The sequence below is a fragment of the Thiomicrolovo immobilis genome (genome assembly GCF_039645955.1).
Classification (GTDB): domain Bacteria; phylum Campylobacterota; class Campylobacteria; order Campylobacterales; family Sulfurimonadaceae; genus Thiomicrolovo; species Thiomicrolovo diazotrophicus.
In genome coordinates this window covers 1,351,904-1,373,642 of sequence record NZ_CP147916.1, presented here as the reverse complement: position 1 = coordinate 1,373,642, position 21,739 = coordinate 1,351,904, and the positions used below count along the sequence as shown (strand labels likewise).

Below are 21,739 nucleotides of genomic sequence, written 5' to 3'. Positions count from 1 at the left end.
AAAGGCGGTTTTTGATTTGCTCAGGTATTTCGCACTTCTTTCGCTCCTTCTAGGATGTGCAGGACAGGGTGCCTCGCTGACTCCCATCGGGGAGAAGGCGTCGGCAGGGCATGCAGCCGTCAACGCGAACGAACAGGATTATTTCGCCCGGAAACGCTTGGAAGCGATGGAGCGGATGCTCAACGGCCTCCGGGACAAGAGTGAAATGGAAAAGCTCAAAGGGGTTAACGACTTCTTCAACCGCGTCCGTTTCGTTTCCGACATCCAAAACTGGGGTGTCGAGGACTACTGGGCGCGCCCGAGCGAATTCCTCGCGCGGGACCAGGGGGATTGCGAGGATTACGTCATCGCAAAGTATTTTGCCCTGAAACGGCTCGGTGTCCCCGAAAAAAAACTCTTCTTTACCTACGTAAAGGCCGTCAAGTTCAACCAGGCGCATATGGTGCTGACCTATTACGCAGACCCGAAAGCGGTACCGCTGGTCCTGGATAATCTCAATTACCGCATTTTCCCGGCAACGAAACGCAAAGACCTCGTCTATGTCTACAGTTTCAACGCGGAGTCCCTCTTTTTGAATACGCAGCAGGGAAGAGGCAAAACACTTTCAGGCGGGAAGTCGCGCAATAAGGCGTGGGCTGCATTCCTGCAACGCATTGAAAAGGAGGGATTGTGACACTCTTTAAAGAGATCACGCTGGCGATGTCTATTCTGGTGATAGCGCTGCTGGCGATGACGATGTTCAGCAACTACCGGACGAACGTCCGTTTCATCGAGGAGCAGCTCTATACCAGTGCGCGCAACACCGCTTCGTCCCTGGGGCTGGCGATCAGCCGGGCGTCCGACGGCCAGGATGTCGCGATGGCCGAAACGATGATCAACGCGGTGTTTGACAGCGGACTTTACGAAGCGATCGTCTACCGCAACGTCGACGGAAAAGTGCTCTACGAGCGTCACACGCCGCTGACCCTCGATGACGTGCCGACATGGTTCGCCGACAGTATCGCCCTGCCGCCTGCGTCGGCGTCCGTGCCCGTGGGCAGGGAGTGGATGCAGGTCGGAGAGCTTCAGATCGAAGGATACCGCGGCAACGCCTATACCCAGATGTGGGATGCGCTCAAGGAAGTGCTTGTCAGTTTCTTCATCCTGAGCGTGCTGGCCATGGGCGGGATCTACTTTATGCTGAAGATCGTGCTGCGTTCGCTCGATGCGGTCCGAGAACAGGCGGAAGCCGTTTCGGGGAACCGTTTTATCATCCAGGAGTCGCTGCCGAGAACCAGGGAGTTCCGTGATGTGGTCCAGGCCATCAATACCCTGGTGTTTAAAGTGAAGGAGGTTTTCAAGAAGGAGGCCGACGCCGTCGCCCGCTACAATACGCTCCTGTATGAAGACCGCCAGACCCACCTGAAAAACCGCGATTTCTTTATGATGAAACTGGGCAGCCTGATGTCGGGCGAAGACCGCTTCTCCGCCGGCTATGTCGCTGCGCTGCAGCTGTGCGACCCCGACAAGGTGAAACATGAAGAGGGAGGATACGTCCTGCAGAAGGTGCTCTCCTTTATCGGCGATATTGCCCGCGGCATCGTCAACGGGGTCGAAGAGGGCGTTGCCTGCCGGGTCCGTGAATTCGAAGTGATCCTCATCCTCCCGTCGCTGGAAGAGTCGGATGTTTCGGCGCTGCTCACCTCGGCGGCTGAGAGCTGCAAGGGGGCCGGCTACTGCGTGACGATCGCCGCGGCGGCGTACCGTACCGGCGAAACCCCTTCTGACCTCCTGAGCCATCTCGATTACGCGCTGATGCAGGCGGAAGCCGGCGGGGCCGTACCGGTCCTTTACCGTGAAAAACACGATCATGTACCTTCATGGGGACACGACGAGTGGCGGAAACATCTGCGCGACGCAATGCAGTTCGACCGTTTTGTGACCGTGTACCAGCCCGTTGTCGCCCGCAGCGGGGAGACGGTGCAAAAAGAGCTGCTGCTGCGCCTGGAGCTGGAAGGCGAGCTGCTCAACGCCGGGGCATTCATTCCGGTCGTTTCACACCTCGATCTGCTCGAGGAGCTTGACCGTTACGTGCTCGACAAGATGGGCAAGAGCTTTCATGCCGTCGAGGTTGCGGTGAACGTTTCGGAGGATTTTATCGCCCACAGTTCTACCATTGGGTGGTTGTCCGCCAGGAAAGATGCCTGGGACGATAATACGCTGGAACTGGCGTTCGAAGTCTCCAACAGTACGGTGCTGAGCGCGCCGGAGCCCGCGGCGGCTTTCTCCATGTTCGTACAGAAGCAGGGATGGCGTTTCGGCATCGACCACTTTACGGTCGAATCCGAAAAAGATTTGACCTTCCTGCAGCGTGTCAAACCCTCCTACCTGAAGATTGACGCGGCGTACCTGCTCTCCCTGGTCGGTTCCGAGAGCAAACGCGAATCGGCGCTCTTTACCATCGCCAGGCTGATCGACATCGACCTGATTGCGACGGGGGTCGACAGCGAGGAGACGGCAACAAGCCTGTACGAGCACGGTATTGAGCGGCTGCAGGGCTTCTGGATCGGCAAGCCGGACAAGGGGGCGGTGTAGATGGGCGAACAGAATCGTTCCGGGCTGCTTGACGCCCTGTTGGCTGTTGCAAAACTCTATCACCAGGAAGTGACCGCGGAGATCGTCCTGGCGGGGTTGCCGGTCGACCCGGAGGACCCGAAACTGTTCGAACCCGACCCCCAGCGCTCCCGTTCGCTTTTTAGCCGGGCGGCGGAAAAGGCGGGCTTCTCCAGTACCCTTCAAAAGAAATCCCTGCGCAAGATCGCACAGCACCTGCTGCCGTGTATCCTGATCCTGAAAGAGGATCGCGCCTGCGTGCTGCTCGAGTTTGACAAAGAGATGGAGTATGCGAACGTGCTGCTTCCCGGCGTTCCCGAGCAGGAGGGGTGGATTCCCATTGAACACCTGGAAGCGGAGTACCTCGGGTACTGTTTCCTGATGAAAAAGAACTTCGGGTTCAGCCTGGAAGCGCAGGAAGAGAAGGAAGAGGAGGACGAAAGGCACTGGTTCTGGAGTACGTTGTCGCGCACAAGAACGATCTATATGGACATTCTGGTCGGCTCCTTCCTGGTCAATCTTTTTATTCTGATCCTGCCGCTGTATATGCGCAACGTTTTTGACCGGGTCATCCCGAATACGGCCCTCGACACGCTCTGGGTCCTCACCTACGGTGTCGTGGCCATCTTCGTGCTCGAAGCCTTTTTACGTTTTTTGCGGAGCTACTTTATGGAGATCGCGGCGAAAAAGAGCGACGTGATCATGTCGTCGAAGATCTTCGAGCACGTCATGGATATGAAGCTCTCCGAGCAGATCGGTTCCGTCGGCGCGTTTTCAAGCGACCTGAAACAGTACGAGAGCATCCGGAACTTTCTGACCTCCACCGTCGTGACGACCCTCGTCGACCTCCCGTTTTCGATTCTTTTCCTGCTGGTGGTTTACTGGGTCGCCGGCGATGTTGTCTATATCCCGCTGATGACGATCGTCCTTATCGTCGTGTACGCCTTCCTTATAAAAGGACCGATCCGGACCAGCATCCGCAACTCCAACCAGGCATCGGCGGTGAAAAACAGCATTCTGCTCGAAAGCCTCAATGCCATTGAAACGATCAAGGCCTTCAACTACAACAGCGTTATGCAGTGGAAGCTGGAGGAGGCGACGGGGAACATTGCCCAGCGGGGGCTCAAATCCCGCGTCCTCAACGGCTCCATCGCGACGGCGACCTCCTTTCTGATCCGCGTACAGACGGTCGCCGTGATCGTGGCCAGCGTCTACATGATCCACCAGGGCATACTGACGACGGGGGGATTGCTGGTCGCCTACATCCTTTCGTCGCGGGCCGTCAACCCCGTCGGGAAGCTGGTGATGCTGATCTTGCAGTTCAACAAAGCCCGTGCGGGCTTCCGCGCGATCGAGAAGGTGATGGGAAGTGCCATCGAACACCCTAAAGAGCGGGAGTTTATCAGTGCCAGCCATCTCAAAGGAAAGATCGATTTCGTCAATGTCGATTTCGCCTACCCCGATTCGGCGCGCAATGCCCTGCATGACGTCTCGTTTACGATCGAACCCGGCGAACACGTCGCCATCATGGGAGAGATGGGATCGGGCAAGACGACCATCATCAACCTGCTGATGGGCTTTTATGCCCCCAAGGAGGGAATGATCCTCGCGGACGACGTCGAGATGGATCAGTACGCCCCGGCGGAGCTGCGCAAACAGATTGCCTACGTTCCCCAGGAGATCGTTCTGCTGCAGGGGACGATCAAGGAGAACATCGCCCTGAAGCATCCCGGTATTGATTCGCACGAGATCGTCGAGGCGGCACGCCTGAGCGGCGCCCTGCGCTACATCAATCTCAACCCCGACGGCTTCAATATGAAGATCAAGGAGAAGGGACAGAACGTTTCGGGCGGGCAGCGCCAAAGCATCGGGATCGCACGGGCCCTGATCGACGATTTCTCCTTGGTTCTCTTTGACGAGCCGACCTCGCACCTGGACGAAGAGAGCGAGCGCATCGCCATCCTCGGGATCTCCCAGAAGATCAAGGGGAAGACGGCGCTCTTCGTGACGCACAAAGACGCCGTTTTGGAACTGGTCGAGCGCATCATCCTGCTCGAGCGCGGGGAGGTCGTGATGGACGGAACGAAGGCGGAGGTCCTCGCCTACCTTAAAAAGTCGGAGGTGCACAGTGCTTGACAGTTCCATGCTCTCCAGCCGGCCGCCGAAGCGCCCCTCTGACAAGAGTGATCAGCGTCCCAGGGTCGTTTCGGAGGAGGAGCTGGCCTATCTCAGCAGCCGCAGCGCCGCGGTACTGGAGCGTACGGCCCTGCATTCACGGCTTTTCCTCTGGATTATGCTGCTGACGGTGGCGGTTTTCATCGTCTGGGCGGATCACGCGATGATCGACGAGGTCGTCAAGGGCAATGGCAAGATCGTGCCGAGCAGTCAGATCAAGCCGATCCAGAACCTCGAAGGGGGGATCGTCAAGGAGATCCTTATCAAAGAGGGCGACCTTGTCAAAAAAGGCGAACCGCTGCTGAAGATGCAGGACATCTACTTCAGTTCGACGGTGGAGAAGACCCGGCTGGAGTATGACGAACTTTACGCCCGGGCGGTCCGCCTGCGGGCGGAGGCCCACGGGACGGCTTTCCTCGAACCCGAGACGAGCGACCCGGCGCAAAAGACGCTGATCGAGAAGGAGCGCAGCCTTTTCACGAGCAACCGGAAGCAACTCAAAAAGAGCATCGCGGTGCTCGACGCGCAGATTGTCCAGCGCAGCAGCGAGCTCAAAGAAGCGCGGGAGCACTATGTCGAGCTTGAGCAGGAGATGGAATTGGTTCGCAAGGAGATCGAGATCAACAAGCCCCTGGTCAAAAAGCGGATCGTGCCCGAGGTTGACTATATCAAGCTGCAGCGCGATGCCAACAACGTACAGCAGTCCCTGACGACGACAAGACATCAGATCGCGTCGACGCGGGCGATGATCGACGAGGCAAAGAGCAAACGCGACGAAGCCGAGCTCGCTTTCCAGAACCGTGCCAAGGAGGAGCTAAACGGGATCGAGGCGCAGATGCAGCGGATCAAGGAGTCCCAGGCGGCGCTCGAAGACCAGGTGAGCCGGACCCTGGTGCGCTCGCCCGTCGACGGGATCGTCAAGCGCCTCTATGTCACAACGATCGGCGGGGTCGTGACGCCGGGCATGAAGATGATGGATATCCTGCCGACGGGGGATTCGCTGCTGGTCGAAGTCAAGGTCCATCCGCGCGATATCGCCTTTTTGTACCCCGATCAGCGCGCAGTGATCAAGATTACGGCCTATGATTTTGCCATCTACGGGGGACTCAGCGGCCGGGTCGTGCGGATCAGCCCCGACTCCATTAATGAAGCCGACGGCAAGACCTACTACCAGGTCTGGATCGAAACGGACAAAACCTTCCTCGGCACGGTGGAGAATCCGTTGAAGCTGATTCCGGGCATGGTCGTTAACGCGGAGATCATCACGGGCAAAAAGAGCATTCTCGACTATATTCTTCAACCGCTGCTGCGTACGAAAGACAATGCCTTCAAGGAGCGATAGGATGAAAAAACTCTACCTCTATTCTAGGCGGGATTCTGTGCTCAAACACTGGAAAACCGGGATGTCACGGTTGTATGATCTGCAGATGTTTCAGGATCTCGGAGCGCTCTACGGCGCTTTGGACAAAGCGCATCCCGCGGTCGTGCTGTTCGATTATGACGGCAATATCGGGGAGTTGGAGGAGCTGCTCCAGTTTCTCAAAGGGACGAAGAGCGCCGTGATGGCGATGAACAGCAGCCCCGTCTATTCTGAAGGGATTCTGCTGCTCAAGGAGGGGGCACGCGCCCTGCTGAACACCTACGCTTCTGCCAACAACATCAATCAGGCCGTCAAGGCCGTCGTCGGCGGCAATATCTGGCTTTACCCGGAGTTTATACAGATGATGATCCGGCACAACAGTATGATGGCGTCCCAGCGTCAGGAAGCGCTTGACCCGTTGTCGGCGCGGGAACGCGAGCTGGCGGAGATGGTGGCGCTCGGGATGAGCAACAAGGAGATCGCCCAGACGGCGGATATCACAGAACAGACGGTCAAGACCCATTTGAAGACGGTGTATGAGAAGCTCGGCGTGGCCAGCCGGCTCGAGCTGGCCATTATGGTCAATAATGCCAGACGATAACAAATTCATACGAAAGTAGTATTGAGCTGCGCGGCGGTTAAAGCCTATAATACAGCTAAGATACATCAAAAGGAGATGAGATGGCAACTGCAATCGGAATGGTAACGGCAATTGAAGGCGTTGTGAAAGTGATTGGACCGGGCGGCCACGAAAAGATCGCTGTATCCGGGGATATCATCCACGAAAATGACACCGTGATCACCGGGGAAGGCGGTATCGTACTGAGCCTCGACAACGGCCATACCGTTGAGATCGGCTCACACGAACATGTCGTACTCGACAGCAGCGTAACGGTCGATACGGCGGAAAACGATGCGCTGATCGGTGATGTTACCGCCCTCGAAACCGCCCTGATGGGCGGCGAGATGGGTGCGACAGCAGCAGGTCAGGGCGGTGGCCAGGGCAGCGGACTGAGCGAAGGCGCCATCTATGAAGAGCGTGATGACGCACGGGGTGACGTCGGTGCCGATCAGGAGGGTGACGAAGTGGGTGCCCGCGGTGTTGCGAGCGCGGAAATCGGCAATCCGGCGGATGCCCGTCCGGCGGCTGATACCGATACAGACACGGACACGGATACAGACACCGATACAGACACTGACACCGATACAGACACCGATACGGATACAGACACTGACACGGATACCGACACCGACACGGATACCGACACCGACACGGATACCGACAACGACGACGACAACGACGACGATGACGATACCGACAACGACGACGATGATGATGACGACGGCAACAACGGCCACGGTAACGATGATGACCATGATGACGACAGCAACCCGGGTCAGGGCGGCGGCGGTCACGGTGCCGACACGGACGATGACTCCGACGATGACGACGACGGCAACAACGGCCACGGCAATGACGATGACCATGATGACGACAGCAACCCGGGTCAGGGCGGCGGCGGTCACGGTGCCGACACGGATGATGATTCCGACACCGATACGGATACAGATACCGATACCGATACCGACACTGATACTGATACTGATACGGATACAGACACGGATGACGACGATGGTAACAACGGTCACGGCAATGACGATGACCATGATGACGACAGCAACCCGGGTCAGGGCGGCGGCGGTCACGGTGCCGACACGGACGATGACTCTGATACAGACACCGACACCGACACGGATACCGATACCGACGCGGATTCTGATACCGATGCCGACTCTGACAGCGATGACGACCATGACAACGGTCACGGCAACGATGAGGACCATGACGACGACAGCAACCCCGGACAGGGCGGCGGCGGCCATGGTGCGATGGATGCGGAGGACTTCGACCTCTTCGATGACGGCGATCTGGACGATCTGGATGTGGATCCGGATCCGGACAGCGTTGTCTAAGCGGCGGGCTCGTCCCGCACCGCTTTTACCAAAGGGTGCCCGCGAGGCACGTTTTTGTAAGGGCCGGAAAGCATCACAAGCGATGCAAGGCATGTGAAGGAGAGGGGATGACGGTACCGCACGCGGTCTCCGGCGCGGAAACGGCAGATGAGATGCAGTTTTTTGGGGCGGTTCGGAAGCTGCTGGCGGGAGAGCCTTCGGCATTCCCGCTTCCCAAACAGTTTGCACGGAGCTTCGATCCCTCCTGCTCGCAGCTCTATATTACGCTCTTTCAACGCGGCGTGAAGCCGATGCGCTGGGGATCGCGTCGCCGTTCGTTGGAGGAGAGCGTACGCCGCGCCGTGGCGGGAGTACGCAAACGCAAAGGCTTTGAGGCTTTTCATGTTTCCGACCCCTCAGTGTGCCGGATCATGGTTGAGATGGTGACGGAGGAGATACCCTGCCGTCTGGAAGAGCTGACGTGGATGGACGTGTCGCCGGCACGATATGAGCCCGGGGTGACCGGGGTACGCTGTGTCTATGAGGGGACGGTGCGTTACGTCATGCCGACCGATGCCGTGACCCACAGCATCATGAGTGTGACGCAGCTACTGGACTATCTTGCCGGGCGCTCCGGTCTGGCGCAGAAGGGGCAGGATGAGGAGCAGCGTGCCGCGATGATGCGCGGCCTCCCGCTGCAGTGCAGCCTGCTCAAAAGCGTTGCCGTCATTACCTATGAGGCGAAGACTCTTCCGCTCTACCGGGGGCTTCCGTCGCCGTTTCCCCTCTCGGCCGGTACCGTGGAGAGGGTACTGCGCGAGAGCATCGGTTGGCTGGCGGACAATATGCGGCGCGACGGACGCTTCCTCTACTATTACGATCCCCTGCGTGACAGCGAAGCCGATTTTCAGCACCCGAAGAACCCGGGTTATTACAACATACTGCGCCACAGCGGCGCGACGATCACCCTGCTCGAGGGGTATACGCTCTTCAAAGAACGCCGTCTGCTGGAGGCGGCGCGCCGCTCCATCGATTATTTTGTGACGACGCTGCAAGAAGAGGAGGATGCGGAGGGGTATCGCTGCTACCCCTTTTATAACAAGAAGTCCAAGCTCGGGGGTGCGGGCATAGGGCTGGCCGCCCTGATGCGCTATCGGCATCTCAGCGGCGACGGGCGTTACGGGCGCTATGCAGAGGGGTTGGTCCGGCACCTGCTCAGCCGTATCGACAGTGAGGGGGAGATGATCGGCTACTACCGCCACCCGCGTTTCGGGAAGGGGGCGCCGCTTGTCGGCATCGATGACAAGACGAAGCGGGGCCTCTTCTCCTTTTACTACCCCGGCGAGGCGCTGCTTGGCCTGGCACTTTTCCATGCACACGGCGACGGATCGGATAAACTGAAAGCGCGCATTCGGCATGAGAGCCGCCGGGCACTTGATTTTCTCATCCATATCCGTCCGAAGCGCTATGCCGATCTCTTCGAGCCGCTGCCGGCGGACAGCTGGCTGATGCAGGCGATCGAGGCCTGGGACACGATCGGAGACGTCGTCACCGATGCCCACCGGGCCTTCGTGTACGGGGACGCGGCACAGATGATTCGCCATATGTACACGCCTGATGATGCGCTCTGTCCCGATTATGCCGGCGGGTTTTACTACCGTTTCGGTGACCACGTCTACCATGACGGTTCGCGCTGCGAAGGGCTGATGGCGGCCTACCGGCTGGCGCGGCAGCGGGGGGAGCGGGCGCAGATGACGCACATCCTCGGCCCCATGCTTCTGGCGGCGCGGGGACTGCTCGCCACCTTCAATACACCCGAATCCGCGTATGCCCACCGCTACCCCGAGCGCAGCGTCGGCAGCTTCCGCTTCAAACTGACGCGCCAGTGGATCCGTGTCGATGCCGTGCAGCATGCCGCCTGTTTCTATGCCCGTCTGCTCCCGATAGTGAAGTGAAATGCCCGGGCTGAAAGCTTAACCCCCCACAGCTGGGCGCGCGTTACTGTTTTGTTTTTGCTTCTTGCGCTAAAATGTGGGCCAATTTCGTCACAAAGGCTTTCTGTGAAACGGTTCCTCGCGTTTTTTACCCTGCTTTCGGCGACGCTCCTCTTCGCCTTTCAGAGCAGTTTCCTGATGCCCGAAGAGGCATTCAAACCCAAGGCCTCCCTGCTCGATAACCAGCACATCGCCATTGACATCGAACTGGGCGAGGGCATCTATGTCTATGCCGACAAGCTCGATGCCAAGGTCAAGGCACCCTCCGGGGTCTCCATCTCCGAAGTGAAGGTCAACAGCGTTGCGGAAGAGCATGACGGTGACATGGTCCACCTGCACAACGTGCCCGTCGAGATCATTCTCACATCGTCGCAGAAAACGGGCACAGTCCCGGTGACCGTCGCTTTCGCATTTCAGGGGTGTTCGGAGCGCGGGCTCTGCTACGAGCCGCAGAACAAAGAGTACACCTTCGACGTCGATCTCGCCAAACTTGGTTCGCCCGCCGCCGCGACACCCGAAAAGCCGAAAGCTCCGGTCGCAGTGCAGGGTGAGAGCGAAACGGACCTGATTGTCGACACGCTCAAAGGCGGCAGTCTCTGGGCGATCCTGGCCCTCTTTTTTGGCTTCGGACTCGCGCTTTCACTGACCCCGTGCATCTTTCCGATGATCCCGATCCTCTCCTCCATTATCGTGTCGCAAGGGGAGAAGCTGACGGCCCGGCGCGGGTTCACCCTTTCGCTGGTTTATGTCCTGGCGATGGCCTTTGCCTATACGATCGCCGGGATTATGGCGGGTCTTTTCGGAGAGAACCTGCAGGTGATCTTGCAAAACCCGTGGGCCATCGGTGCATTCGCGCTGATCTTTGTCGCGCTGGCATTTTCGATGTTCGGGTTTTACGAGATCGGGCTCCCGGCGACGCTGCAGACACGTCTGTCGCGTTTTTCGGACAAGGCGGGTGAAAAGGGCGGGTTTACCGGTGTCGCGGTGATGGGCTTTTTGAGTGCGCTTATCGTCGGCCCCTGCGTGGCCCCCGGCCTGGCGGCGGCGCTGATCTACATCGGCCAGACGGGCAATGCGGCCCTCGGCGGCGTCGCTCTTTTTGTCATGAGCCTCGGGATGGGGGTCCCGCTGCTGCTCATCGGCCTGGGCGCCGGCAGATTTATGCCGAAACCGGGCGGCTGGATGAACATTGTCACGGAGGTCTTCGGCGCCGTGATGATCGGTGTCGCCATCTGGATGGTGTCGCGGGTGATCCCGGACTGGATCACGATGATGCTCTGGGCGATCTACTTCATCGTCGCCGCCGTCTACCTCGGGGCTTTCGAACCGATCCACGGCGGTGTCCGCCGTTCAATGCACTCCTTTATCAAGGCGATCGGCATCGTCTTCATGCTCTACGGCACGATTCTGCTCGTCGGAGCGCTCTCAGGCGGGACGTCGATGACGCACCCGCTCAAAGGGTTTGAGGTCAAAATGTGCACGGATGGCCCCGCTGCTCCTGCCGCTACAAAGGAGGTGGCCTTCGAGGTGATCCACTCCGAAGCGGAACTGGAGCAGATCATCGCCGACAACAAAGGGAAAAAGGTGATGCTGGACTTCTCCGCCACGTGGTGCGCGGCCTGCCAGGAGTATGCGGAGTTCACCTTCGCCGACCCGCGTGTCGTGGCGGCACTGCAGGATTTCGTCCTGGTGCAGGCGGACGTGACGGAGAACAGCGACCCTGAAAGGGCGCTGACGAAAAACTTCGGACTTTACGGCCCTCCGGGCATCCTCTTCTTTGATGAAAAAGGGAAGTTGATGAAGGAGAAGACACTGATCGGCTACAAGCCGCCCGAAGCTTTCCTGGAGCACCTGCGCTCGCTCTAAGACACAGCGACTAGAACTGTTCCCAGAGCCACTCGGCCACGGCCTCCTTTTCGGCGTTCGTCAACCCTTTGACGGGCGTCATCACCCCGAACTTTTCCACCATCTCCGGCAGGCACAGAACATACTCTTCGTCGGGATCGTCGATGTACTCCTTGACAAAGGCCTTGACGACTTTGCGCTGGACATCTTCATCCTCGTTGTGGATATGGATCATCATCTTCAGCCGCATGGCGACCATGCGCATCGTCGGCGCTTTCATCTTCGCCTTCTGCTGGCCGCGCGCCGGTTCTTCAAGCGGGAGCATAACCATATGGCAGGAGGCGCAGTGCTGCTCGTAGATCTTGTAGCCATCCGCGCCAAAAAGCGATGCGGCGAGGAGAAGAGGCAGGATTATCGGTTTCATCGGCACTCCTTTACACGGGCGTTATTTTTCATTATGCCACTGTGTTGTTAAGGGGAGATCGGGAGTAAGAAATTAAAAAATATTATTCAGCGTCCCAGCCGAAAGCGGTGAGAATGCTCGCGAAGACCTCCCCGACGGTGGCCTCGATACAGAGCGGCTCCCCGGTGACGGGGTGGGGGAGTTCGAGCTTCGTCGAGGCGAGCAGGAGGCGGTGGCAGCCGTAATGCTCCCTAAAGAGGTTGTTGTGTTCGGTCCTGCCGTATTTGGTATCGCCGACGATGGGGTGCAGCAGGTGTTTCATATGGCGCCGCAGCTGGTGTTTACGCCCCGTTTCGGGCCGCAGCCGCACCAGGGAGTAGCGGGCGGTCTGGTAGCGCCCGACGGGGATGGGAAGCTCGACGGTCGCGAGGCGCTCATAGTCCGTCACGGCTTCCTGGGCCTCTTTGTCCGTGCGCGCCTTCGCGTCGGTCATCTTGTCGAGCAGCTCTTTGAGCGGGTAGTCGATACGGCCCTGTTCGTCACTATAGCCGCGCACGACGGCGAGGTACTCCTTGCGGACGCTCCCGGCCTCGAAGATCTCGCCGACCTTGCGGGCCGTATCGGGATCGAGGGCGAAGAGCAGCACGCCGGAAGTGGGCTTGTCGAGGCGGTGGACGGGGTAGACGTACTGCCCGATCTGGTCCCGGACGAGCTGCAGCGCGAAGCGCGTCTCGTCCTTATCGATCCAGGAGCGGTGCACGAGCAGCCCGCTGGGCTTGTTTACGGCTACAAGCCACTCGTCGCGGTAGAGGATCTCGAGGGATTCGTCCATGCTGCATCGCCTTTTTTGGATGCGATTATAGCGTCAAATGATGCGCGCACCTTCCGAACGGCTTCGACCATGTTGGCCAGGCTCGGCTTGACCTCTTCCCATTTGCGGGTTTTGAGGCCGCAGTCGGGGTTGATCCAGAGCTGCTCCTGGGGCAGCACCTCCAGCAGGGCGTTGATCTGCGCGACCATCTCCGCCACCGGCGGGACACGGGGGGAGTGGATGTCGTAGACGCCGGGACCCACCTCCTGCTTGTAGCCGACCTCTTTGAAGATGCGCAGCAGGGCGTTGCCGCTGCGGGCGGTCTCGATGGAGATGACGTCCGCGTCCATCGCCTCGATGGTATGGATGATGTCGTTGAATTGGCTGTAGCACATGTGCGTATGGATCTGCGTCTCGCTGCGCGCACAGGCAACGCTGCGGCGGAAGGCGTCGACGGCCCAGGTCTCGTAGGCGGAGATGTTCTCGCTGCGCAGCGGGTACCCCTCCTTGAAGGCCGCTTCGTCCACCTGGACAATGCGGATGCCCGCGTTTTGGAGGTCGTCGACCTCGTCGCCGATGGCCAGGGCGATCTGCGCGGCGACGTCGGCACGGGGAAGGTCGTCGCGGACGAAGGACCAGTTGAGGATCGTGACGGGACCGGTGAGCATCCCTTTGACGATCTTGGAAGTTCTGCTCTGCGCGTAGGTCGTCCAGCCCACGGTCATCGGCAGAGGACGGCTGACGTCGCCGTAGATGAGCGGCGGTTTGACGCAGCGGCTGCCGTAGCTCTGGACCCACCCCTTGGCGCTGAAGACAAAGCCGGCGAGCTGTTCGCCGAAGTACTCCACCATATCGTTGCGTTCGGGCTCGCCGTGTACAAGCACGTCCAGTCCGATCGACTCCTGGAAAGCGATACAGTCGTCGATGTAGGCTTTGATGCCCGCGTCGTACGCCTGCACATCGATGTCACCGCGTTTGAAGTCCCGGCGAAGCGTACGGAGTTCCGGCGTCTGGGGGAAGGAGCCTATCGTCGTCGTCGGCAGCAGGGGGTAGCGCAGCGCCTCGCGCTGGGCCTTGATCCTTGTTTCATAGGGCTCGGCACGTTCCGTCCCTGTCTGAGCTGCGACACGCTGCTGTACAGCGGCGTCGTGGATACGCGGGGAGCATTGCCGTGTATGGACGGCTTCCCGGCTGAGCTGCATCAGGCTCAGCTCCGCATCGTCCAGCGCCTCGCCGGCAAAGCGTTTGGCGACGACGTTCAGTTCGGCCAGTTTCTCTTTTGCAAAGGCGAGCCACTGACGGATCTCCGCATCCAGTGCCGTTTCCGCTTCGAGAGAATAGGGCACATGCAGCAGCGAACAGGAGGTGGCGGGAACGATGCGGGACCGGGGCACCGTCTGCGCGATCGTCTCGAGCGTGTTGCCGACGGCATCGAGGTCGCTGCGCCAGACGTTACGACCGTCGATCACCCCGGCGATGAGCGTTTTGCCGCTTTGCGCGATCGTGCCGAGCGCTTCACTATTGCGCGGACCGTGGACGAAATCGAGGACAATCCCGCTGATGGGCGTATAGGCGAGGACTTCGACGGCCTCGCAGGCGTGTTCGAAGTAGGTCGCGACGATGATTTCAACATTCGGCACGCTTCTGCCGAGCCGGTCGTAGGCCCGTTTGAGCAGGCTCAGTGTCTTGGCGTCCGGCCCCGTCACAAGGAGCGGCTCGTCGATCTGAACGGTGACGCGGTCGTCGAGGGTGCTGATGGCCGTCAGCACCGCGTCATAGCACTCCAGAATCGCATCGAAATGGGCGTAGCGGTCAAAGTTTTTGTCAGCGCTTTTGCCGAGGCCGAGGAAGGTAAGGGGACCGACCAGGTTTATTTTCGGGGCGATCCCTGCCGCCTTCGCCTCCTGGTATTCGGCGACGATTTTCGAAGCGTTCGGCGCAAAGGCGTCATCCGCCGCGAACTCAGGGACGATGTAGTGGTAGTTGGTGTTGAACCATTTGGTCATCTGCATCGCGGTGCGCTGTCTGTCGCCGCGGGCCATGGTGAAGTAGCGGATTGTTTCGTCTTCGATGTTGCGGAAGCGGGCCGGGACCGCGCCGAGCATGATACAGGTGTCGAGCATCGCGTCGTAGAAGCTGAAGTCGTTGCAGCTGATCGCGCCGATGCCGGCGGCCTGCTGCTCCGCCCAGTGGCGGCGGCGCAGATCGGCCGCACAGTTTTCAAGGGCGGCAAGGTCGCTTTTGCCGCTCCAGTAGCTCTCCAGCGCGAACTTGAGTTCGCGGTTCTCCCCGATGCGCGGGTAGCCGATGACGTAGTTTTTTGACATGGGTCTGTCCTTTGATGTTTTTCTATTTTTGATTGTCGTTATGATCGGATGGAAAAAATCAGAGGTGCGGCGGATGGACCCCGGTACGTCGGAAGCTGTAGAATCGGCAGTTGCAGGTACAGGCGGATTTTTTGCGGCAGGCGCGCAGGGTCAGGAAGGTTCGGCGTCTAAAGTAACAGTCGCAGTGGCAGGGTTTGTCGCTGGTGAAGCAGGTGAGGGCCTCCAGGGGCTCCTCGGGCGGTGCTTCGTCGCTTTCGCGGTCGTGCTGCAGGACGGTGGCGTAGGTTTCGAGACACACATGCAGGGCGTTTTGCGCGGGCGCGACGCTGTGCGCCTGGATGGAAGCGAGGGTAAAATAACGCTTGCCGAAGCCTCTGGGTGTTCTCAAAGCACCGCTCCTGTTCTAAAAATCTTGCGCTATTATACTGCGATCAATCTTTGCGTACGGCAATCGCCTGTTTGCGCATGCGGTATTTTTCGTGCGGTTCGTTCCAGAACTCCCTGTACTCCAGCACGCTGAACCCCTCGCCGAAGAGCGATTTAAGCTCCTCTTTCTGGAGCAGGAAGTCCGGGTTGGCGTCGGGCTTCTCGTTGCCCGCGTCGGCCATATAGGTCTCGACGACCATGATGCCGCCGGGCTTCAGCGCCGCTTTCGCCCGCGTGATCAGGTTGCAGTCGAGGAAGTTCGTCTTGACGATCATGTCGTAGGTTTCCGCGTCGGGGACAAAGGTGTCGAGATCCGCTTCGATCAGGTTGATGCGCGCGAGGTCTGCCTTCTCCCGCAGGGCCGCGAGGGCGACGGTCGAGATGTCGACGGCGTCGACCGCAAACCCCTCGTCGGCCAGGTAGAGGCTGTGGCGCCCGCCGCCGCAGGCAAGGTCGAGGGCCTTTCTCCCCGGGGCCTCGGGGGCATGGGCGCTCACCAGTGCGCTCGGCGGTCTGCGTTCGAGCAGCCCCTCCATCTCGGTGTACTTCTTATCCCACTTCTCTTTGTCTTTTTGCGCCACTGTTTCTCCTTGTCGTATGTCTCTGTTGTCCGGGGTATGCAGAAACGATGCGACCGATTATAGTCCCAAACGGCTGATGAAACGATGGCGGCGTTGCCACGGAAACGCCGGAGCGGCAGCTTAATCAGCCCCTCAAGCCGCTTTGTCTATACTGGGTACCACTAAAGGAGCAGTATGGAACGGGTCAGAATCGGGGCGCATCATAAAACGAAGTCAATGTGGAAAACGGTGCCGGGAACGGTGCTGATCTACCTGCCGATCTTGGCGGCGATCCCCTTCGCCGTGCTGGCGGTCATCCTGGTGCGCTGGCACCTCCGTATCATGGGGGCGGAGCAGCTGAAATCCTACCGGGAGTTCATTCCCGACTGGGAGAGCCACCGCTATACGCGGCAAGACCAGATCACCTTCACGACGGAGACGCCGCGATGGCACCTCAGCCGTTTTCGCTTTTTCTGGCTCTTCAACTGCAAACTCTACTGCCCTTTGAGCGTGGCGCTCTTTAGCTACCTGGCCTATCTCGTGAAAGTCGTGGAGAATTGGTGGTGCCCCTTCTATCATGACAAAAAGCCCTCCTACAAAGAGGCGGCCATCGACCAGTCATTTTGGCACATCTACCCGGAAGAGAAGGCAAAACTCCATCCCGATGACCGGGAAAACCCCCTCTGGAACGAAACCTCCCCGGAGCGCTAAAAGCGTTTCCAGAAATCCCGGGTAAAGAGCAGCACGACGGTGAAGAACTCCAGCCTGCCGATGATCATGGCCGCCGAAAGGATCATCTTGTCGATCCCGCTGAAGAAGTGGAAGTTCTCCGAAGGGCCCGTCATGGCGAAGCCCGGCCCGATATTGCCGACGCAGGCAATCGAGGTACTGATGCAGGTGACCGCATCGTAGCCGCGGGCAAAGAGGTAGAAGGTGAGCAGGACGTTGGTGGTGATAAAGAGGAAGAGGAAACCGCTGACGCTGCCGATGACTTTGCCGCTGACGGGTTTGCGGTCGACGAAGACCCCCACGACGGCATTGGGGTGGAGGATCTGTTTGAGCTGGGCTTTCAGGTTCTTGAAGAGGATGACGTAACGGATGATTTTCATCCCCCCTGCCGTCGAACCGGCGTTGCCGCCGAGCAGCATGGCGATGAGCAGGAGCGCGACGGGGACGGCGCCCCAGAGCTCGTAGTTGATCGTCGCGAAGCCCGTGGTGGTCAGCAGGGAGGCGACGGTGAAAAAGGCGTGGGTTGTACTGTAGACAATGCTGTCGCCGCTGTTGGCCAGGTGCACCAGGGTGAGGATGGAGGCAAGCAGGATGAAGAGTCCGAGATACCACCGCACCTCTTCGGCGCGGAAACCGCTGAAGTCGCCCCGGGCCGCTTTGAGGTGGGCGAGGAAGTTGATCCCCGAAAGCATCATGAAAAAGGTCGTCGTCCAGAGGATGACGGGCGCGTCGTCCCAGTACCCCATCGAGAGGTCGCGCGTGGAAAAACCGCCCGTCGAGATCGTTGAAAAGGCGTGGTTGACGGCATCAAAAAGGTCCATCCCGCCGGCGAGGAGCAGCACGGTGTTCGCCGCGGTAAAGAAGAGGTAAAGGCCCCAGAGCCGCAGCGCCGTATCCCTGATCTTCGGCGTCGCCTTCTCCAGCTGCACGCCGGTGGATTCGGCCCGGAACATCGTCATGGAACCGGTCGGGTTGATGAGCGAGAGCAGGCCCACGCCCAGGACGATGATCCCCATCCCGCCGAGCCAGTGCATCAGGCTGCGGAGCATCAGGATGCTTTTGGGCAGATGCTCTATTTCCGTGTAAATCGTCGCCCCGGTTGTCGTAAAGCCGCTGATCGCTTCAAAAAAAGATTCGGCGAAGGTGGCCTCGGTGTAGATGTAGAGGGGGACGGCCCCGGCGATGCCGAGCAGGATCCAGACGAGGTTGACCGAAAAGATGGCGCTTTTGACCGTCATCCGCATCCGCCGGCGGTAGAGGGCGGCGAACACGGCAAGGTTGAAGAGGAAAAAGAGCAGGTCGAAGCGGATGAAGGGCGCCATGTTTTCGCCGTACACGATGCCCGTCCCGATGGGGATGAGAAAGAAGAGCGCCAGGCCTATTCCGATGGCGCTGATGAACTTGGCGCTGTTGATCAGAGTGTGTAGATCCACTGCTTGATCTCCTCCTCATTATCGGCATGGACGAAAACGAACAGGACGTCTTCGCGGTGCAGCTGCAGTTTTGCCACCCAGGGGAGCAGGAGATTGTCGCGGAAGAGGAAACAGCGGCACCGCTTCGGGTTCGGCGGTTTGACCATCTTCTCCAGCAGCGGCGAATCGGGGAAGATTTTGCGCGAGTAGATCAGCCCCTTGCCGCCGCAGTAGTGGCGCTCGGAGATGATGGAGCTGGAGCTGATCTTCTCGAGGATCGTGTAGTAGGCGCTCGATTTCGGGCCTCGGATGGCGGTGATGCCCAGGGAGTGCATCAGCTGGTAGCGTTCGAGGTCGTTGTTGATCGCCACGGTCCGCGTGATGCCGCGCTCTTTCGCTTCGAGGGAGCGGATGATGTTCTCCTCATCCTCCTTGCTCGTGAAGATCGCCATGTCCGCGCGCCCGACGTGCTCGTTGTCGAAGAGGGTATGCTCGATGTAGTGGCTGTTGATGACCGTCGCCTTCTCCTGGAGCAGTTCGGAGGCGCGCTCGCACTTCTCGATCTGGTTGTCGATGATCTTGAGCTGCACCCCTTTGGGGATGAGCGCCTTGGCGATCTCCAGTCCCAGCAGGTCGGCGTCGAAAATGGCAACGCGGCTGATCCGGTCGGGGAGGGAGGGGTTGAGCCTTGCGCAGTAAGCGCGAAGGGTGTCGGGGTCGCCGAAGAAATAGACGAGGTCCCCCCGCTGCAGCAGGGTCTCTTTTTCGGGGAGGATAAAGCGTTTATCGCGCTCAAGCCCCACGACAACGGAGCTTTCATGGATAAAATGCGACACCGGGATGCCCGCTTCGGGGGCTTCGTCCACGAAAACGGAGATCATGAGGAAGGAGGTGTAGATGAAGGATTTGACGTTGTTCGCCTGGGGAAAATCCAGCAGCGCGCTGATGGACTTTGCCGCGGAGGAGAAGGGGAAGACGGCTGTGCTGATCCCGAGCTTCCCGGCGATGGTACTGTCGGCGAAGAAGGGGTTCTTGAGACGGATGATCTTCCGGTCGGCGACGATGACGTCCCCGGCAATGAGGGTGGAGAGGATGTTCGCCTCGTCGCTGTCGGTGACGGCGATGAAAATGTCGAAACGGCGGTTTTTCAGGGGAGCGTAGGTGTCTGGGTCTTCGATGTTCCCGGCGATGGTGAAGACGTCGATGCTCTCCTGCAGCTGCTGCAGCGCGGAGGGCCTCTGGTCGATGATGGTGACGTTGTGGCGGTGCGAAAGGGTACCCGCCAGGCGGTAGCCGACCCGTCCCGCACCCGCAATGATTATATTCACGCTGTGTCCTTGAGGTGCATTGTAGTACACAGTTTCTTAAGGGCATCCGGTTTGTAAAAGAGGGGGCTGAAAATCGCCGGCGGAGGTGAAAACCGCGCCGGGTGCGACAGGGGGATTATGCGTCGTCGTTGCGCTGCTTTTCGAGGTACCAGGCAAAGGCGACGAGGCAGATGATGACCCCGGCCCAGACCATAAAGCCGGGCAGGGCGGCGGTGTTGAGATGGCCGGCACTGTCCGGCGGAAGGTTCGCGGGGCCCACTGTCAACTCCTCGTGGTTGTCTTCAGACCATTATAGCCTGAAATCAGCGGTGGTTCTCCACGGTCGGGGGAACAACGGCGCTGTCGGCCTGCATGGCGAGGGCTTCGGGATGGGCTTTGTAATGGGCGCGCACCGCTTCGGCCAGGCGCGCCTTGACCGCTTCGTCGACCAGGACGATCTCGTCCGCTTCGGGAAGGGCGTCGATGATGGCCTGCAGGAGCGCGTCTTGCGGGGCAGCCATCTTCGGCAGCCAGCTCTGCAGCAGGGCCTTGTCGACGAACTCGGGGATGGAGCCCATGATGCCGACGTCGTTCTGGTCGTGGATCAGCAGCCCCGAGGTCGTGCCGCGGTCGAGGGTGAGGACCTGGAAGAGGTAGAGGGTGTGGTAGGCGAGCTGTTCGGCGACATCCTCTTCGCTCACCTCCGTCCGCTTGGCCAGGGCGTCGGCGATGATGGAGACATAGACGTCGATCACCTGCTCGGCAAAATATTTCGCAAACCCGTAGTCGGTCCCGAAGTCGCCGCTGTTGTGGTGCTCCAGGTAGAAGTGCGCGACGCCGCGGTGGCGTCCGAGGGCGGGGATGTTGAAGTAGCGGTCACCCTGTTCCGCGCCCCGCTCAAAGAGGTCCGGGGTGATGAAATTGAGGTGTTCGATAAAACGGTGCTGATCCTCTTCGTAGAAGATGGAGGGGTTCAGGTCCGCCATGATGCGCCAGTAGCCCTCGCCGTCCTTCATGCGGGTATAGCTGATGTGCATGTGGATGGAGGGGACATGGGGGTTGCGCGGGTGGATGATGGTCGAGATGGCGCTGGCGGCGTCGAGCTTCTTCTCGGGCATATCCTCGTAATGGACCTGCGATACGTTGACGGAAGCACGGTTGAAGAGCCGCTCGTCGCGCCCTTCGTAGCGCATCCCGCCGCCGTGGCGCCCCTCGTCACGGAACCACTCCACAGCTTCGAAGGGGACGTTCCCGCCGAAGATCTGGCTCAGCCCGTTGAGGCGGTTGACAAAGTAGAGCTGCAGGTTCTCCATCAGGGCGATCGCCGCCTCGGACTCCGCCGTTTTCGAATAGATGCGTTCCATGACTTAGGCCTCCTTGATTGCTTTTTTGATCAGCCCCGTCGAAGCGAAAAAGAGCAGTTCGAAGAGCGGATCGATGCGCGCCGTGTTCGCATCGGGGGCGTCGACGGCCTTGAAGGTGAAGGGTTCGCCCTCTTTGGGCGTGATGGTGAAGGTGACGGGGAAGAGGGTCCGTACGGCGTTCTGCTCTTTTTTCGAGCCCTTTTCCAGCAGGTTTTCCATCGTGTCATGCTTCTTGACCATCTGGGCGATCGTCTCGATCTTGTCGGCGAAGAGGACTTTGTTCCAGCTCACCTTGCCCTGCTCAAAGTGGAACGATGCCGTCTTGTTCTGCAGGGGCGAGGGCTTCATGCCGAGGATCGTCTCTACCAGGCCGAGCAGGCGGCCGGTACCGCCCAGGGCTTCGGCGCAGGCGTTAAGCTGCTCGCGGATGGCCGCGAGGGTGTCGTTGTCATAGTGATTGAATTGCAGCATTTTTTTCTCC

Annotated in this window: 19 protein-coding genes; 8 read left to right on the top strand and 11 right to left on the bottom strand. The window is 59.5% G+C overall.

Annotated elements, in window-relative coordinates; genetic code table 11:
- Window positions 1-16 precede the first annotated feature (16 nt).
- The 5 genes from WCX72_RS07035 (at window position 17) to WCX72_RS07015 (ending at window position 6,728) form a co-directional block, all read left to right on the top strand.
- Window positions 17-673 carry a transglutaminase-like cysteine peptidase gene (locus WCX72_RS07035; RefSeq protein WP_345969131.1) on the top strand — a complete coding sequence of 219 codons (657 nt, stop codon included), beginning with the start codon at window positions 17-19 and terminating at the stop codon, window positions 671-673.
- Window positions 670-2,574, top strand: coding sequence for an EAL domain-containing protein (locus tag WCX72_RS07030; protein ID WP_345969130.1), 1,905 nt, complete (start codon window positions 670-672; stop codon window positions 2,572-2,574). Before WCX72_RS07035 ends, WCX72_RS07030 begins: the two co-directional genes overlap by 4 nt.
- Window positions 2,575-4,728 (top strand): type I secretion system permease/ATPase, encoded by a 2,154-nt coding sequence (locus tag WCX72_RS07025; protein WP_345969129.1) that lies wholly within the window; start codon window positions 2,575-2,577, stop codon window positions 4,726-4,728.
- On the top strand, window positions 4,721-6,109 hold the full coding sequence (locus tag WCX72_RS07020) for an HlyD family type I secretion periplasmic adaptor subunit (protein WP_345969128.1): 1,389 nt from the start codon (window positions 4,721-4,723) through the stop codon (window positions 6,107-6,109). Before WCX72_RS07025 ends, WCX72_RS07020 begins: the two co-directional genes overlap by 8 nt.
- Before the next feature lie 85 nt (window positions 6,110-6,194).
- The gene (locus WCX72_RS07015; protein ID WP_345969127.1) at window positions 6,195-6,728 is read left to right on the top strand and encodes a response regulator transcription factor; all 534 of its coding nucleotides are present in this window, start codon (window positions 6,195-6,197) and stop codon (window positions 6,726-6,728) included.
- Window positions 6,729-6,985: 257 nt separating this feature from the next.
- On the opposite strand, the gene WCX72_RS07010 is transcribed toward WCX72_RS07015, so the two are convergent.
- Window positions 6,986-8,194, bottom strand: coding sequence for a hypothetical protein (locus WCX72_RS07010; RefSeq protein WP_345969126.1), 1,209 nt, complete (start codon window positions 8,192-8,194; stop codon window positions 6,986-6,988).
- Between the two features lie 14 nt (window positions 8,195-8,208).
- On the opposite strand from WCX72_RS07010, the gene WCX72_RS07005 reads away from it, so the two are divergent.
- A complete protein-coding gene (locus tag WCX72_RS07005) occupies window positions 8,209-10,035 on the top strand; it encodes a protein containing Six-hairpin glycosidase-like domain protein (protein WP_345969125.1) in 1,827 nt (608 codons plus the stop codon).
- A gap of 105 nt (window positions 10,036-10,140) precedes the next feature.
- Window positions 10,141-11,940, top strand: a complete 1,800-nt coding sequence (dsbD, locus tag WCX72_RS07000) for a protein-disulfide reductase DsbD (RefSeq protein WP_345969124.1) — start codon at window positions 10,141-10,143, stop codon at window positions 11,938-11,940.
- A 10-nt stretch (window positions 11,941-11,950) separates the two neighbouring features.
- On the opposite strand, the gene WCX72_RS06995 is transcribed toward dsbD, so the two are convergent.
- From WCX72_RS06995 to WCX72_RS06975, 5 genes are all read right to left on the bottom strand, one after another.
- A complete protein-coding gene (locus tag WCX72_RS06995) occupies window positions 11,951-12,343 on the bottom strand; it encodes a hypothetical protein (RefSeq protein WP_345969123.1) in 393 nt (130 codons plus the stop codon).
- 82 nt (window positions 12,344-12,425) lie between these two features.
- The gene (gene truC, locus WCX72_RS06990; RefSeq protein WP_345969122.1) at window positions 12,426-13,154 is read right to left on the bottom strand and encodes a tRNA pseudouridine(65) synthase TruC; all 729 of its coding nucleotides are present in this window, start codon (window positions 13,152-13,154) and stop codon (window positions 12,426-12,428) included.
- Window positions 13,109-15,460, bottom strand: coding sequence for a 5-methyltetrahydropteroyltriglutamate--homocysteine S-methyltransferase (gene metE / locus WCX72_RS06985; RefSeq protein ID WP_345969121.1), 2,352 nt, complete (start codon window positions 15,458-15,460; stop codon window positions 13,109-13,111). Before metE ends, truC begins: the two co-directional genes overlap by 46 nt.
- 58 nt (window positions 15,461-15,518) lie before the next feature.
- Window positions 15,519-15,848, bottom strand: coding sequence for a hypothetical protein (locus WCX72_RS06980; RefSeq protein WP_345969120.1), 330 nt, complete (start codon window positions 15,846-15,848; stop codon window positions 15,519-15,521).
- A 43-nt stretch (window positions 15,849-15,891) separates the two neighbouring features.
- On the bottom strand, window positions 15,892-16,467 hold the full coding sequence (locus WCX72_RS06975) for a class I SAM-dependent methyltransferase (protein ID WP_345969119.1): 576 nt from the start codon (window positions 16,465-16,467) through the stop codon (window positions 15,892-15,894).
- A 174-nt stretch (window positions 16,468-16,641) separates the two neighbouring features.
- Between WCX72_RS06975 and WCX72_RS06970 the strand changes: the two genes are divergently transcribed.
- Window positions 16,642-17,157 carry a hypothetical protein gene (locus WCX72_RS06970; RefSeq protein ID WP_345969118.1) on the top strand — a complete coding sequence of 172 codons (516 nt, stop codon included), beginning with the start codon at window positions 16,642-16,644 and terminating at the stop codon, window positions 17,155-17,157.
- Here WCX72_RS06970 and WCX72_RS06965 read toward each other — a convergent pair.
- From WCX72_RS06965 to WCX72_RS06945, 5 genes are all read right to left on the bottom strand, one after another.
- Entirely contained in the window at window positions 17,154-18,608 is a 1,455-nt protein-coding gene (locus WCX72_RS06965) for a TrkH family potassium uptake protein (RefSeq protein ID WP_345969117.1), read from the bottom strand. The genes WCX72_RS06970 and WCX72_RS06965 overlap by 4 nt on opposite strands.
- Complete coding sequence (locus tag WCX72_RS06960) at window positions 18,590-19,915, bottom strand: NAD-binding protein (protein WP_345969116.1); 1,326 nt, start codon at window positions 19,913-19,915, stop codon at window positions 18,590-18,592. The genes WCX72_RS06965 and WCX72_RS06960 overlap by 19 nt, the downstream gene beginning before the upstream one ends.
- Window positions 19,916-20,030: 115 nt before the next feature.
- A complete protein-coding gene (locus WCX72_RS06955) occupies window positions 20,031-20,174 on the bottom strand; it encodes a hypothetical protein (protein WP_345969115.1) in 144 nt (47 codons plus the stop codon).
- A gap of 43 nt (window positions 20,175-20,217) precedes the next feature.
- Window positions 20,218-21,258 carry a coproporphyrinogen III oxidase gene (locus WCX72_RS06950; protein ID WP_345969114.1) on the bottom strand — a complete coding sequence of 347 codons (1,041 nt, stop codon included), beginning with the start codon at window positions 21,256-21,258 and terminating at the stop codon, window positions 20,218-20,220.
- Between the two features lie 3 nt (window positions 21,259-21,261).
- Window positions 21,262-21,729, bottom strand: a complete 468-nt coding sequence (locus tag WCX72_RS06945) for a hypothetical protein (protein ID WP_345969113.1) — start codon at window positions 21,727-21,729, stop codon at window positions 21,262-21,264.
- Window positions 21,730-21,739 lie beyond the last annotated feature (10 nt).

What these genes read in the sequence shown, in the direction of transcription:
- WCX72_RS07025 (WP_345969129.1), top strand. Translation starts at nt 2,575, where the DNA reads ATGGGCGAACAGAATCGTTCCGGGCTGCTTGACGCCCTGTTGGCTGTT.
- WCX72_RS07015 (WP_345969127.1), top strand. Translation starts at nt 6,195, where the DNA reads ATGTTTCAGGATCTCGGAGCGCTCTACGGCGCTTTGGACAAAGCGCAT.
- WCX72_RS07010 (WP_345969126.1), bottom strand. Translation starts at nt 8,194, where the DNA reads ATGCCTTGCATCGCTTGTGATGCTTTCCGGCCCTTACAAAAACGTGCC.
- WCX72_RS07005 (WP_345969125.1), top strand. Translation starts at nt 8,209, where the DNA reads ATGACGGTACCGCACGCGGTCTCCGGCGCGGAAACGGCAGATGAGATG.
- WCX72_RS06995 (WP_345969123.1), bottom strand. Translation starts at nt 12,343, where the DNA reads ATGAAACCGATAATCCTGCCTCTTCTCCTCGCCGCATCGCTTTTTGGC.
- truC (WP_345969122.1), bottom strand. Translation starts at nt 13,154, where the DNA reads ATGGACGAATCCCTCGAGATCCTCTACCGCGACGAGTGGCTTGTAGCC.
- metE (WP_345969121.1), bottom strand. Translation starts at nt 15,460, where the DNA reads ATGTCAAAAAACTACGTCATCGGCTACCCGCGCATCGGGGAGAACCGC.
- WCX72_RS06970 (WP_345969118.1), top strand. Translation starts at nt 16,642, where the DNA reads ATGGAACGGGTCAGAATCGGGGCGCATCATAAAACGAAGTCAATGTGG.
- WCX72_RS06950 (WP_345969114.1), bottom strand. Translation starts at nt 21,258, where the DNA reads ATGGAACGCATCTATTCGAAAACGGCGGAGTCCGAGGCGGCGATCGCC.
- WCX72_RS06945 (WP_345969113.1), bottom strand. Translation starts at nt 21,729, where the DNA reads ATGCTGCAATTCAATCACTATGACAACGACACCCTCGCGGCCATCCGC.